The organism is Microbulbifer agarilyticus, assembly GCF_001999945.1.
GTDB classification, from domain to species: domain Bacteria; phylum Pseudomonadota; class Gammaproteobacteria; order Pseudomonadales; family Cellvibrionaceae; genus Microbulbifer; species Microbulbifer agarilyticus_A.
The window spans coordinates 3,212,416-3,225,470 of sequence record NZ_CP019650.1 but is presented as its reverse complement, the minus strand read 5'-3'; the positions used below and the strand labels follow the sequence as shown (position 1 = coordinate 3,225,470).

Below are 13,055 nucleotides of genomic sequence, written 5' to 3'. Positions count from 1 at the left end.
GGAGACATGGATCGTCGACTATACCATTTGGACTTTTTACGCGCGTTCGCACTGTTTGTGGGGGTCTTTTATCGCTCCGCTCATGCGGATGCTGGATCGGGCGATTTTGATTTTGTGCGTGAAGCATCCGGTGCATTCCGAATGGCCTGCTTTTTTCTGATTTCGGGCTACTTCTCCGTGGCATTGATTGAGCGCAAAGGGACTCTTCCGTTCCTGAAAAGTCGCGTGGTCATGCTGACGGTTCCGGCGCTGGTTTGCGTTGTGCTATTGGCGCCGTTTACCGCACAGTGGATGACGGCCTACTACAGCGAGGCCGGTGCGAGTAAAGATTTCAAAATGTTCTGGATGTACCACGCCTGGTTCTTATTCTCACTGTTAGCTTATACGCTGATTCTCGGCTACATCGTTCAGGCTTCGAAGTGGTGCATCGGCTGGCTGTCACGCTTTATGCCAGAAAAAATGGCCATCTTTGTCTTCTACGCCTTGGTGATTGTGGTATGCGGGCTGTCATATAAGGTCATCCTGCCAAGTTTTATGTGGGAGATTCCCTATATTCATCTTGTAGGCCTGTTTGTTTTGGTGTCCGTTCAGCATTTTCCATTCTTTCTGTTGGGTGTTTTGATGTTCCTGTGGAAAGACATCTACGATCTATTCAATCGTGGCTATCTTCGCTGGGGTGCGGCGATGCTTGCATGCATTGCGGGATACATCGGGTTGAAATTTGTCGCGGGTTCCGGTCTTTTGTCTGGTGGTGAAGCACAGGTGTTTGAGGTCTTCTTCACAATCTATAAATATGTGATGGCGACGCTCATTTCGGTATTTTTATGTGCCTTCTCAGCAAGGTTTCTCGATAAGGACTTTGCGGTGGTGCGCGTTATGACACAATCCGCCTATACCGTATATGTTGTGCACTTCTTGTTTGTTGCACTGTTGCTTATGGTCTTGCAGCGCGCCGGGATGTCGATGGATTTACGGATGTTGACTGCCGCCGTCGCCACTTGTTTCGCCGGTGTTGCGGTGCATTTTATTTTGGTAAAGCGTTTTAAACTTACTGCATTGTTGTTTAATGGCCGGCTGGATTATGGTTCCCGCCAACAAGCAGATCCTGCCCAGGTTAAGCCGGTAAGTGCCTAGGGCTTATCAGCTTTTTAGCTAGTATCAAGAGGTTTGGCGCGAAGTTGGAGTGGAAATCACTGCTCCAACTTTTTATCTGTGTATCAGGCTGCGCATGTTCATGAAGGCATGAGGACGATTTCGATGCGATCTGGCAGACTTCTCGTGTTTTAGTACGCATGCCGACAAAATAGGGCGTTCGCATGTCGGGCGGCTGCCCGATGTGTTCCCCCATCCCTTTCAGTGCTGTAGGTATGCTCTGATCATGTATTAGTGGTTGTTAGATTCCTGATTCGCCGTACCACTATATTCTCTGTTGTGGCGCGAAATCCTTGTCCCGGGGCTGGGTGTCTCTTCATGCAAGCTTCCTCTGAATATTTTCCGATATTGGTGCCAGAGTCGGTTTTATTTCGATTGCGGACAAAATTCCCTTCACAGTAAATTTCCCACTAGTTGTCGAAGTGAATTGCGTGCGGCCGGCAATGCAGGATTGTCAGCTATTTTTACAGCGGAGCAAAAGGGAGTTTCGGATGCCAAATTTTGTACATGCATCATCTACCATGTCGGGGAAACTGCTGAACAAGAATGTTCACGGCGGCAATCATGCCCCAAAGCCCGGTGACTGGTGGGCTGGCGATGACACACTGGATCGTCAGGGTGTGGATAAGAAGCGCCCGAAGGGGCACGGTATCTGCAAAGGGGTTTCCTCCGCGTGGGTGATAGCATTTCTAAACGGAACACTCGAAGCCAGTGATGGCAGCGTGTATGAAGCGTACTACACCAACTTTCTGCGTTTTCAGGCAACAATGATCAAAGACTTTGGCAGTCATATTGATACCCATGTGGAGAAAATGTCCGCGCTACATATTGAAACCAATATCAAGGTGGCAGAAAAACTTGAATTGGTGGAGTTTACCGAGAAGCAAATTCCAGATGGTCGGTGGGCCGCATACATTTCTGTCTGGCATCACGATATCGCCATTGGCGGCAAGTGGGGTGCAAACAGCACCCTGTATATCAATGAGCCAAATACGGGGCTACTTGCCTACACCGACAAGGCTGATTTTTTTGCGGATCTTAAGGCGTATATCGCCAAACGTCGCCAGCGCAAGAAGTTGCAGCCAACCGAAAAAGCCGGCTTTTGGGTATGCAGACCGGCATAAACCACTCGTTCCTTTTCTCGGATGCCATGGTTTATGCCGGAGTGTATTTTCAGTTAGGGTTGGGCTCAGGTCTGTCTTCCATTTGCAGCTGCGGAGAAGGCCGTGGCCGAGGTCCGGGGTGCAAGATTAAGGCGCATCCGTCGCAAACAAAAACAGTAGCGGGATCGTCAGGCGGGATTGCCAGGATCTCTCGTCATGGGCGTGGCCAGTAAACACTCGGGTTGTCCAACGTGCATCCGAGTAGCCTTTTTCCCGCATGATCGCATCAACTTTCTTCTGGTGTTCCGGGTAGTGAGCATCCAGGGTCTCGGTACCATGATCAAAATAGATCCGATGAGAGCCGGGCTTTGGTAGATTCACGCGCAGGTAGTCACGAATACTCTCGGCGACGGGGAGGGGGTCACCGGGGTTGATCCCGGGCCAGTGGGTCGAGACGGCCGCAGCAGAGGCAAAGACCTCCGGATACTCCATCAGCGCATACAGGGAAATCAAGCCTCCCATGCTGGAGCCGGCAATGTGCGTGCTCGACCGCTTGCCCATGACGGAGTAGTTTTCGTCGATATAGGGTTTGAGCTCTTCAACAATGAATTTCAAGTAGTTGTCGGCCAGTAGCTCGGTGTTGTTCAGTGGGTGCTTTTGTGCCCGGGCTTCTGCAGGCATCAAACCCCATGCCTTCTGTGGAAAATATTCCGCATGGCGCTTTGCGGTAATGTTCTCGATACCAACAACGATAAATGGACGAACTTGTTCTGCAGCCATCAGTTTGGAGGCTACTTCGTCTACCCCCCATTCTTGCTTATTCCAGCTCGTTTTGTCGTCGAACAGCATTTGTCCGTCATGCATATACAAGACTTCATAAGGGCCACCACTGGGATACCCATCGGGCAACCACACGTGCACCGGGCGCGGTTCAATATTTTGCGAAGGGAAATCGGGTAGTGTGATCAGACTACCTGCGGATACCGCCATTGCCTGCACAAAGGGGGTAAGCATAACGAGGCTGAGTAACGCGAAGATTCTTGAGAGCATGGTTTTATCCTGAGCATCTGCAGATGGATTGAAATGCTATCGCACAGCTCTTCCCTTCTGAATCCCCCTGCACAGGGGGTTGAGTTCCGGATCACGTCAAATTTACACGAAACTGGCGTTCAACGAGCCGCGCCCTGTGACTCGCTATCCGCTACACTGCCGTGGCGTTACCTAATAGCGGAGTTTTCATGAGTCAGCCCGATTCCTGTTCCTGGCTGGACAGTTTGCCTAAAGCCTTCCATGCATATTTAAACGGTCGTCGCCTGGATGAGGTGGAGTGTATTGTCCCCGACCTCCATGGTATGTCCCGCGGTAAGGCAATGCCACTGAGCAAGTACTCTCCAGATACTCAGACCTTCCTACCCATTTCCATTTTCTACCAGACCATCACGGGAAAAGATGTGGAGATGGATATCGAGGATCAGTGGGCGGAAAGTGATATGACGTTGGTGCCAGACTTGACCACCGCGATGGCGGTCCCCTGGGCCCGGCAGCCGGCCTTACAGATTATCCATGACTTACACGATGCGGATGGGCAGCCCATACCCTGTGCGCCGCGCAATGTGCTCAAACGGGTGCTCGACTGCTATGCCGAGCAGGGGTGGCGGCCGATTGTGGCCCCGGAGCTCGAGTTTTATCTAACCAGGCCGAATGTTGACCCTAACGAGCCGATCCAGCCACCGGTAGGGCGCACCGGCCGCACGGGCACGTCGTTACAGTCTTACTCTATGACGGCAATCGATGAATACGGCCCGGTGATTGACACCATTTACGAATTTGCCGAGTCCGCAGGGCTGCATATTGATTCCGTGATTCAGGAGGATGGCGCTGGTCAGGTGGAGTTCAACCTGCCTCACGGGGACCCGGTTTGGCTTGCGGATCAGGTGTTTTACTTCAAACGAATCATTCGCGAAGCTGCACTGAAAAACGGCATGTTTGCCACGTTTATGGCGAAACCCATGCGCGATCAGCCTGGCAGTGCCATGCACATTCACCAGAGTGTGGTCGAAACCAAAAGCGGAAAAAACATTTTTTCGAATGAGGATGGCGGTGCTTCGGACCTGTTTCGATACTTTATTGGTGGGACGCAGAAGCACCTGCGCGAGATCATGCCGTTTATTGCTCCCAACGTGAACTCATACCGCCGCTTCGAGTTGGCCGATAATTCCAGTGCGCCCACCAATATCGGTTGGGGCTATGACAACCGTGCCACGGGGCTGCGGGTACCCAATTCCGCAGCGCAGGATCGTCGATTGGAAAACCGTGTGGTGGGTGTGGACGCCAACCCTTATCTGGCGATCGCGTCGAGTCTGGTTTGCGGATATCTGGGAATGGTTAACGGCGTGGAACCCAGTGCTCCGGCGGCCTCAGAACTGGATGAGGAATTGGAAGAGAGCTTTTACATTCCCGGTACTTTCGATGAAGCACTGCGTATTTTTGAGGGTGCAGATGAGGTGCGCCAGGCGCTCGGCGAAGATTTTTGCCAGCTGTATGCGGCCGTGAAGTCATACGAGATGCGTTTGTTCCACCGGGAAATTTCGCCTTGGGAGCGCCAGCATCTATTGCTGAATGTATAGCGGATACGTGTTGGTTGCGTGTCCAAGGGACAATAAAAAAGCCCCCGCGGGGGCTTTTTTATTTTGGCTTGGCTATTGCTAACCGTGACTAACCTTTTATAAGACGTCGAAGCCTTTCTCCAGTTTCTTGCCCACCAGCACTTTTTTCAGGCGCGCATACTGGGGGATGCCGTTCTTATACGGTGGGTAGTCCTCGCCCTGAATCAGCGGTTCCAAATAATTTCTGCCTGCCTGGGTAATACCGAAGCCATCTGCGGTAATGAATTCCTCGGGCATGAACTTCTCGACATTGGCCACTTCCGACAGCGGTGCTTCGCCAATGCTCCAACTGTAGTCGGCCGCCGAGCTGCCATTGCGCTCAATGGTCGGCATAATGGCATTTTTGCCGGCGATAGCCGCTTCAACAGCGGCTTTGCCCACGGCGTAGGCCTGCTCGACGTCGGTGGCAGAGGCAATGTGTCGTGCAGCGCGCTGCAGGTAGTCTGCCAGTGCCCAGTGGTACTTCAGGCCCAGCTCGTTTTTGACCATTTTGGCCAGTGTCGGCGCGACGCCACCCAGCTGTTTGTGACCAAAGGCATCAACACTGCCGGCATCCGCGAGGAAGGTGCCATCTTCGTACTGGGCGCCCTCGGAAGCAACGATCACACAGTATCCGTTGTCGGCAACGGTCTGCTGCACCTTGGCGAGAAATTTTTCTTTGTCGAAAGCCACTTCAGGCAGCAGGATGATGTGCGGTGCATCGCCTTCCTGTTCCTGGGCCAGGGCACCGGCGGCGGCAATCCAGCCGGCATGGCGACCCATCACTTCGAGGATAAATACCTTGGTGGAGGTCGCGCACATGGAGGCGACGTCCAGCGCGGCTTCTTTTGTAGACACCGCAACATACTTGGCTACGGAGCCAAATCCGGGGCAGTTGTCGGTAAACGGCAGGTCGTTGTCCACGGTTTTCGGAATGTGGATTGCCTGAATCGGATACCCCATCTTCTCCGACAGCTGGGAAATCTTGAGGCAGGTATCGGCGGAATCGCCACCGCCGTTATAGAAGAAATAGCCGATGTCGTGGGCTTTGAACACTTCGATCAACCGCTCGTACTCGGCGCGGTTTTGCTCGAGGCTTTTCAGCTTGTAGCGGCAGGAGCCAAAAGCGCCGGAAGGCGTGTGGCGCAGGGCGGCGATGGTCTCGGTGGACTCTTGGCTGACGTCGATTAACTCTTCTCTCAGAGCACCGACGATGCCGTTCAGGCCGGCATAGACCTTGCCGATCTTGTCGCTGTGCTGGCGGGCGGTTTCGATAACCCCGCAGGCGGAGGCGTTAATAACGGCGGTTACGCCGCCAGATTGCGCGTAAAAAGCGTTCTTCTTGGACATGACTATCCTATGGCTGCAGTTTCTCGTCAAAGTACACGTCTTGGCGTGTTGTCGGCGGGCGACTTCTATTGGCAGCCTCGCGCGGCGCGAAGTCTAATGTATTCATATAGTAATTGCATGGTATTGCGGGCATTCGGCACATACTGCGGTAAAAGGCCATGATAAGCTTGGCCGATTGCCGAATACGGCTGTGTCGCAGCGCGCAATGCCGCTGAATACCAAGCAAGCAAAAACCGCGCCGACTAGGGCTGCCGGTCACTACTATGCCTGTATGGCGAAAATGATTGCGTGAACCTAAGGTCTCACGGCAATCCGTATTTTGAGAGAGCATTTCTACTGGCATGCATATTCATATCTTAGGCATCTGTGGGACTTTCATGGGCAGCCTGGCCCAGCTGGCGGTGGCCGAGGGCCACAAAGTCACCGGTTCTGACGCCAATGTTTACCCCCCCATGAGTACTCAACTGGAGCGTGCAGGCATTACTCTGACCGAGGGGTACGACCCGTCTCAGCTGGAGCCGGCGCCGGATTTGGTCATTATTGGTAACGCCCTGTCGCGGGGTAACCCGGCGGTGGAAGCGGTGTTGGAAAAAGGATTGCCCTATACCTCCGGCGCCCAGTGGTTGTGCGATCACTTTCTTGGCGGGCGCTGGGTGCTGGCTGTTTCCGGGACACACGGCAAGACCACCACCGCGAGTATGCTTGCCTGGGTGCTGGAATATGCGGGTATGGACCCGGGTTTCCTGATAGGGGGCGTTCCCAGCAACTTTGATGTCTCCGCACGACTCGGCGGCACCCCATTCTTCGTGGTGGAGGCCGACGAATACGACACGGCGTTTTTCGACAAACGCTCCAAGTTTGTTCACTACCGCCCGCGCACCTTGATCATCAACAACCTCGAATTTGACCACGCAGACATTTTTGATGACCTGGCGGCGATCCAGAAGCAGTTCCACCACCTGGTACGCACGGTGCCGGCTGGCGGTCTGGTGGTCGCGGCTCAGGAAGACACGGTCACCCAGGTGCTTGATCAGGGGTGCTGGAGCCAGGTGCAACGCTTCGATGTGGAGCGTGAGGATGGTGTCCGTCTGGGAGACTGGTGTGCCATCAATATTGCTGCCGATGTCAGTCGCTTTGATGTCCTGCTGGAAGGTAACGTCGTCGCCACTGTGCACTGGAATCAAACCGGTATGCACAGTGTCAAAAACGGCCTTGCGGTATTGGCCGCGGCGCGTCACGTGGGAGTGGAGCCTGCGGTAGCTGCCGAGGCGCTGGCAAAATTTGCCGGGGTGAAACGCCGTATGGAGTGCCTGGGGGATATCCAGGGGATCCGGGTTTACGACGATTTTGCCCATCACCCCACAGCGATTGAAACCACCCTCAATGGTCTGCGGGCCAAAGTCGGCGAGGATCGTGTGGTCGCGCTGATCGAACCGCGCTCAAATACCATGCGTCAGGGGCACCACCGCGACCAACTGGCCCGCGCCTGTGCTGGGGCGGATCTGGTGCTCTGGTATCAGCCGGAGGGGATGAACTGGTCCCTGGATGAGGTGGTCCACCATTCCACCGTGCCAGCGAAGGTTCTCCACAGCATCGAGGCTGCGGTAGAATCCGTTCTCGAACTGACCAGCCCCGGCAGTCACGTGATCGTGATGAGCAACGGTGGCTTTGGCGGTGTACACCAGCGGCTATTGCGTGCACTTGAGCACAAGTACGGGTCGCAGACTACCAGCGGATAGCCTCGTCACGGGGCGTAACGGATACCCCATTGGCTGAGCCCACATTCTCCAAAACTGTCACCCTCGCAATTACCGGTGCGTCCGGCGCCCAGTATGGCTTGCGCCTGCTGCAGTGCCTGCTGGCCGCACGGGTACGCGTGTGGTTACTGATCTCAGATGCCGCGCGCATCGTAATCAATACCGAAACCGATATTTCGCTCCCAGAAGAGGAAGAGCGCACAGAATGTTTTTTGAGCGATCTGTACAATGCGGAGCCAGATCAGTTGACCCTGTTCAGCAAACGCGACTGGTTTTCGCCGGTGGCATCGGGCACCGGGGCAGCTTCCAGCCTCGTTATCTGCCCGGCCAGCGGTGGCACCTTGTCGGCGATTGCCTGCGGGGCTTCGAACAATTTGATTGAGCGGGCCGCCGATGTGGCGCTCAAGGAGCGCCGGCAACTGATTATTGTGCCCCGTGAGGCACCGTATTCGGAGGTGCACCTGGAGAATATGCTCAAGCTGACCCGTATGGGTGCGGTGATACTGCCCGCGAGCCCGGGTTTTTATCAGAGGCCCCAGTCGGTGGAAGAACTGGTGGATTTTGTGGTGGCCCGGATTCTGAGCCAGCTGCAGGTTGAACAGGACTTGTTACCTCCCTGGGGCGGCCAGTGAGCAGAGCCGGTGAGTAGTAGAAGTATCCAAAAGACGGTCACTATTCACTTTTGCGTGCAGTGCAACTGGATGTTGCGGGCAACCTGGATGGCCCAGGAACTCCTGTACACCTTTTCCGAAGATCTGGATCAGGTGGCGCTGCAGCCCGGGAGCGGCGGGGTATTCGAGATCCACGTCGGTGAGCAGCTGATCTGGGAACGCAAGCGGGACGGGGGCTTTCCCGGGGCGAAAGAATTGAAACAGAAAGTGCGCGATGTACTTTTTCCTGAACGCGACCTTGGTCACGTCGATAAGCGACCTTGAATATCGCGAGTGTGCCAGCATCTATGGCCCTCGTCGTCGATTAAAAAAGCGAATGAATTATGCTGTTGGGCTTAAAGACCTGGTATGAAAAATTGGTTCTCGGGCATCCGAAAACCGTACTCGCGTTGGTGGCATTGCTCACCATCGCCGCTGCCGCGGGTTTGCCGCGCTTCAAACTGGATGCCTCTGCGGACTCCCTGACCCTGGAGACCGACGACTCGCTGGATTTCTTCCGCGAGATCTCCGAGCGCTATAACTCCGGTGACTTTCTGGTCGTTACCTATCGCTATAAGGGCGGGGACCTGTTTAGCGACGAGTCCCTCGCAACCATGCGGCGTCTGCAGGACGAGCTGGCCATGGTGCAGGGCGTTACCACGGTGCAGTCCATTCTGAACGTGCCCCTGCTGTACAGCCCGAAGCTACCTATTTCCGAAGTCGCCGATGGTATCCGCACCCTGTCCAGTCCTGGTGTCGATCGCGGTATGGTGCGCACGGAGTTTCTCGAAAGCCCCATTTATAAAGAGCTGATTTTGAGCCCAGACGGCGAAACTACCGCCATGATGCTCAATCTGGAGCTGGACAAGGAGGGGTTGGACCTCGTGCGCGAGCGCGATGCGCTGCGTCGATTGCGCAACAGTGACGGCCTGAACCTGGAGCAGGCCGAGCGCCTGGAAGTGGTTACCACGGACTACCTGAAACACCGCACCGCTCAGGAGGCGCAAGCGCGCGAGCGGGTGCAGGAAGTGCGGGAAATCCTCACCCACTATGACGATCAGGCGGAGTTGTTCCTCGGCGGCCTCACTATGATCACCTCGGATATGATCGCGTTTATCCAGAGCGACCTGATGGTATTCGGCGCGGGTATTCTGATTTTTATCGTGGTGACCCTGCTGCTTATTTTCCGCCAGCCGCGCTGGGTAATCCTGCCGCTGATTACCTGTGTCACCACCGCTGTGGTAATGCTGGGCTTGCTGTCCTGGCTCGACTGGCGGATGACCGTGATTTCCGCCAACTTTGTTGCTCTGCTGTTGATCATCACGCTGGCGATTACCATCCATCTGGCGGTGCGCTACCGGGAATATTTTGCCGAGCATCCGGAGTGGGATCGCTTCCAGCTGGCCTCCGCCACCGTCGCGTTTATGGCCAAACCGTGCCTGTATACGGGCCTGACCACCATGGTTGCATTTATCTCGTTAGTGGTGAGTGGTATTCGTCCGGTGATTGATTTCGGCTGGATGATGAGCATCGGTGTGACCTTGGCACTGGTGCTGTCCTTCCTGATTATCCCCGCCAGCCTGATGCTGCTGAAAAAGCAGGACGGTGCATTGGGCAGAGACAATTCACACGCGTTTACCCAGGTGTTTTCCCGCTTTGCGGAGCACCACAAGGCGGTAGTGCTAGGGGTTGCCGTGCTGGCGGCCATCATCAGTGCCGTGGGTATCTCCCGCCTGAAAGTTGAAAACCGGTTTATCGATTACTTTGATGACTCGACGGAAATCCACCAGGGCATGCTGGTGATCGACCAGCGTCTCGGCGGCACCATCAATCTGGATATCGTGTTGAATAAACCCGAGGATTCCGCGCCCGCATTCGAGGGTGAGGAAGATCCCTTTGGCAGCGACTTCGGAGGAGAAGAGTTAGCTGGGGATGAATCTGTCGGTGGTGAAGCAGGCGGTGATCCGTTTGCCGCTGAAGACCCGTTTGCCAGCGAGGATCCGTTCGCTGCGGACGACCCCTTTGCCAGCGAGGGCGAGGCAGTGGCGCCGGACGCCTACTGGTTTACCGTTGCCGGTTTAAACCAGATCGAGCAACTGCACGACTTCCTTGAAGCGCAGCCGGAAATTGGCAAGGTGCAATCGCTCGCGACCCTGTACAAGGTGGCGCAGGATCTGAACGACGGCGGCCTGAATGATTTTGAGCTGGCGGTAGCACGCCAGACTTTGCCGGAAGAGATCAATCAGGTTCTGGTCAATCCTTACTGGTCCCCGCGGGAGCAGCAGGCCCGGATTACCATGCGGGTAATGGAGACGGACCCGAACTTGCGCCGGGATGAGCTGATCCAGCGTATTTACACCTTTGCCGAGGACGAAATGGGATTGGCCCCGGAGAATGTGCGTCAGACCGGCATGCTGGTGCTCTACAACAACATGCTGCAGAGCTTGTTTAAGTCGCAGATCCTCACCCTGGGTGCGGTGTTTGCCGGCATTCTGTTGATGTTCCTGGTGTTGTTCCGCTCCCTGTCTCTGGCCGTAATTGCGCTGGTACCGAATATTCTCGCCGCCTGTGTGGTGCTCGGGGGCATGGGGCTGGCGAATATTCCGCTGGATATGATGACCATTACCATTGCGGCCATTACTGTGGGTATTGGCGTGGACCATGCGATTCACTACCTGTACCGCTTCCGCGAGGAGTTTGCCAAAGACGGCGATTACGTGGCGACCATGCATCGCAGTCATGCCACCATTGGCCGGGCGATGTTCTACACCGCGATTACCATCATTGCCGGTTTCTCGATTTTGGCGCTGTCGAAGTTTGTACCGTCCATATACTTTGGCCTGCTGACTGCACTGGCTATGTCTGCGGCGCTGCTGGGCTCCCTGACCCTGCTGCCGCTGCTGCTGGTGCTGTTCAAGCCGCTGCCAAAACCTGCGGGAGATACCTCGCCGGGAAAGCCTCTGCCGGTGGCTGAGGCGTGCGCTAGCTGACAGCGTTTGCCGGTAGCCAATTACCATTGATTGGTTGAGTTTCGGGCCCGTGGATGTGAATCCCCGGGCCCGAATTGTTTTCGCTCACAGCATCAGCCTTCTAACCTTATGGGATACGCAGCAGTAGGTTGGCTGACCTGTGGGTGGTGAGGAAGTGCGAAAAAGTCGCGTAGCAATACTGATTCCGGGCATCTTTGACCGGGGCAACTCGATGCTCAGGATGCAGCATGCCCTGAATTTGGCGGGATTCACCACGCACAATGTCAAACTGAAAACCAACAGTGGTTGGCACGGCATGGAGCCTATGGCCCTGCAGCTGCGCGATCTGGTGGAAGAGGTAACCCGTCAGGGGGAAACCTGTGCGCTGGTGGGGTTCAGTATGGGAGGCATTGTTGCGCGCTATTACCTGCAGCGCTTGGGTGGCGCGGACAGGGTACACAAATTTATTTCCCTCTCCAGCCCACATTTTGGCAGTGCCTGGGCGCACTTCCTGCCCTACAAAGGCGGGCGTCAGCTGCGCATCGGCAGCGATTTCCTGGGTGACCTCAATAGCGATTCGGGATTACTGGAGTGCACTGCGCCGGTCTCCATCTGGACGCCCTACGATACCACCATCGTGCCTTACACCAGTTCCCGCCTGCCACTGGGAGAAACCTACCAGGTGCCGGTCAGCTTGCACCGCTGGGTGCCACAAAATCCGCGGGTGATTGAAATCGTTGCCCAGGAATTGTCGAGTGTACTGGTGAGGCCTTGGTAAGGCGCTGGTGAATGCGGGCGCTGGGCCCGCGTGCGGAAATGTGGATAAGTGCTCGCTATTGATAAGCGCTGGAGAGCGACCGGCTGTTAGTCGTTCTGCATAAAAAAATCGCGCAGGTAGCGAAACAGTTTGCGTTGATTGGTGGGCGCTTTTTTATTGGCGATTTCTTTATTTGATTCGCGAATCAGGGCGCGTAACTGCTGGTGGTCTACACTGGGGTAGGCGTCAAAGAAGGCGCTCTGGGCATCTTTGCCTTGCTCCAGCAGTCGCTGGCGCCAGTCTTCCGCCATGCGGTCAAAGCGCAGGTGTTGATGATCCTGCTCTTTGTGCTTTTCCAGCACGGCCCGGATTGCCTCTACATCGGCATTGCGCATCAGTTTGCCAATAAACTGCAGTTGCCGGCGGCGGGCTTCGCGTGACTTGATGCGGTGCATGGTGTCGATGGCGTCTGTGAGCTCGGCATCCATCGGCACTTCCGCAAGCTTGGCCGCGTTCAACTCGGTTAACTGCTTGCCCAGTGTCTGGAGTTCATGCATTTCCTGTTTGAGCTGGGTCTTGCTCTTCGGCAGGTCCTCGTCAAATTCATCGTGTGAGTCAAAGTCGTCGGAATTGTGCATAAAACATCTCAAGAAATTTGGCGCTCCACGGCAG

11 protein-coding genes are annotated in these 13,055 nt (G+C 55.3%); 8 read left to right on the top strand and 3 right to left on the bottom strand.

From position 1 onward, the window contains the following. The first annotated feature begins 6 nt into the window (after window positions 1–6). Both Mag101_RS13495 and Mag101_RS13490 read left to right on the top strand, forming a co-directional pair. Complete coding sequence (locus Mag101_RS13495) at window positions 7–1,134, top strand: acyltransferase family protein (RefSeq protein WP_077406026.1); 1,128 nt, start codon at window positions 7–9, stop codon at window positions 1,132–1,134. A gap of 509 nt (window positions 1,135–1,643) precedes the next feature. After that, window positions 1,644–2,276, top strand: a complete 633-nt coding sequence (locus tag Mag101_RS13490) for a hypothetical protein (RefSeq protein WP_077406023.1) — start codon at window positions 1,644–1,646, stop codon at window positions 2,274–2,276. A 126-nt stretch (window positions 2,277–2,402) separates the two neighbouring features. Here Mag101_RS13490 and Mag101_RS13485 read toward each other — a convergent pair whose 3' ends face one another. Beyond that, window positions 2,403–3,305, bottom strand: a complete 903-nt coding sequence (locus Mag101_RS13485; RefSeq protein WP_077406020.1) for an alpha/beta hydrolase — start codon at window positions 3,303–3,305, stop codon at window positions 2,403–2,405. 188 nt (window positions 3,306–3,493) lie between these two features. Here Mag101_RS13485 and Mag101_RS13480 point away from each other — a divergent pair, with 188 nt between their 5' ends. Then, window positions 3,494–4,882 (top strand): glutamine synthetase family protein, encoded by a 1,389-nt coding sequence (locus tag Mag101_RS13480; protein ID WP_077406018.1) that lies wholly within the window; start codon window positions 3,494–3,496, stop codon window positions 4,880–4,882. A gap of 96 nt (window positions 4,883–4,978) precedes the next feature. Here the strand turns inward: Mag101_RS13480 and Mag101_RS13475 are convergent, their stop codons facing one another. After that, entirely contained in the window at window positions 4,979–6,250 is a 1,272-nt protein-coding gene (locus Mag101_RS13475) for a 6-phosphofructokinase (protein WP_077406015.1), read from the bottom strand. Between the two features lie 341 nt (window positions 6,251–6,591). On the opposite strand from Mag101_RS13475, the gene mpl reads away from it, so the two are divergent. From mpl to Mag101_RS13450, 5 genes are all read left to right on the top strand, one after another. Further along, the gene (gene mpl, locus Mag101_RS13470) at window positions 6,592–7,989 is read left to right on the top strand and encodes a UDP-N-acetylmuramate:L-alanyl-gamma-D-glutamyl-meso-diaminopimelate ligase (protein ID WP_077406012.1); all 1,398 of its coding nucleotides are present in this window, start codon (window positions 6,592–6,594) and stop codon (window positions 7,987–7,989) included. A 29-nt stretch (window positions 7,990–8,018) separates the two neighbouring features. Then, the gene (locus Mag101_RS13465; RefSeq protein ID WP_077406009.1) at window positions 8,019–8,639 is read left to right on the top strand and encodes a flavin prenyltransferase UbiX; all 621 of its coding nucleotides are present in this window, start codon (window positions 8,019–8,021) and stop codon (window positions 8,637–8,639) included. Between the two features lie 69 nt (window positions 8,640–8,708). Continuing rightward, on the top strand, window positions 8,709–8,942 hold the full coding sequence (locus tag Mag101_RS13460; protein WP_232325213.1) for a SelT/SelW/SelH family protein: 234 nt from the start codon (window positions 8,709–8,711) through the stop codon (window positions 8,940–8,942). 59 nt (window positions 8,943–9,001) lie between these two features. Beyond that, window positions 9,002–11,647, top strand: coding sequence for an efflux RND transporter permease subunit (locus Mag101_RS13455; protein WP_077406006.1), 2,646 nt, complete (start codon window positions 9,002–9,004; stop codon window positions 11,645–11,647). A 154-nt stretch (window positions 11,648–11,801) separates the two neighbouring features. Continuing rightward, window positions 11,802–12,404: an alpha/beta fold hydrolase gene (locus Mag101_RS13450; protein ID WP_232325026.1), complete on the top strand. Its 603-nt coding sequence runs from the start codon at window positions 11,802–11,804 to the stop codon at window positions 12,402–12,404. Window positions 12,405–12,490: 86 nt separating this feature from the next. On the opposite strand, the gene yjgA is transcribed toward Mag101_RS13450, so the two are convergent. Beyond that, window positions 12,491–13,021: a ribosome biogenesis factor YjgA gene (gene yjgA / locus Mag101_RS13445; RefSeq protein ID WP_077406003.1), complete on the bottom strand. Its 531-nt coding sequence runs from the start codon at window positions 13,019–13,021 to the stop codon at window positions 12,491–12,493. Between the last annotated feature and the right edge of the window lie 34 nt (window positions 13,022–13,055).

Coding starts and splice junctions, on each gene's coding strand:
- Mag101_RS13485 (WP_077406020.1), bottom strand. CDS start 3,305: ATGCTCTCAAGAATCTTCGCGTTACTCAGCCTCGTTATGCTTACCCCC.
- yjgA (WP_077406003.1), bottom strand. CDS start 13,021: ATGCACAATTCCGACGACTTTGACTCACACGATGAATTTGACGAGGAC.
- Mag101_RS13480 (WP_077406018.1), top strand. CDS start 3,494: ATGAGTCAGCCCGATTCCTGTTCCTGGCTGGACAGTTTGCCTAAAGCC.
- Mag101_RS13495 (WP_077406026.1), top strand. CDS start 7: ATGGATCGTCGACTATACCATTTGGACTTTTTACGCGCGTTCGCACTG.
- mpl (WP_077406012.1), top strand. CDS start 6,592: ATGCATATTCATATCTTAGGCATCTGTGGGACTTTCATGGGCAGCCTG.
- Mag101_RS13490 (WP_077406023.1), top strand. CDS start 1,644: ATGCCAAATTTTGTACATGCATCATCTACCATGTCGGGGAAACTGCTG.
- Mag101_RS13475 (WP_077406015.1), bottom strand. CDS start 6,250: ATGTCCAAGAAGAACGCTTTTTACGCGCAATCTGGCGGCGTAACCGCC.
- Mag101_RS13460 (WP_232325213.1), top strand. CDS start 8,709: ATGTTGCGGGCAACCTGGATGGCCCAGGAACTCCTGTACACCTTTTCC.
- Mag101_RS13455 (WP_077406006.1), top strand. CDS start 9,002: ATGCTGTTGGGCTTAAAGACCTGGTATGAAAAATTGGTTCTCGGGCAT.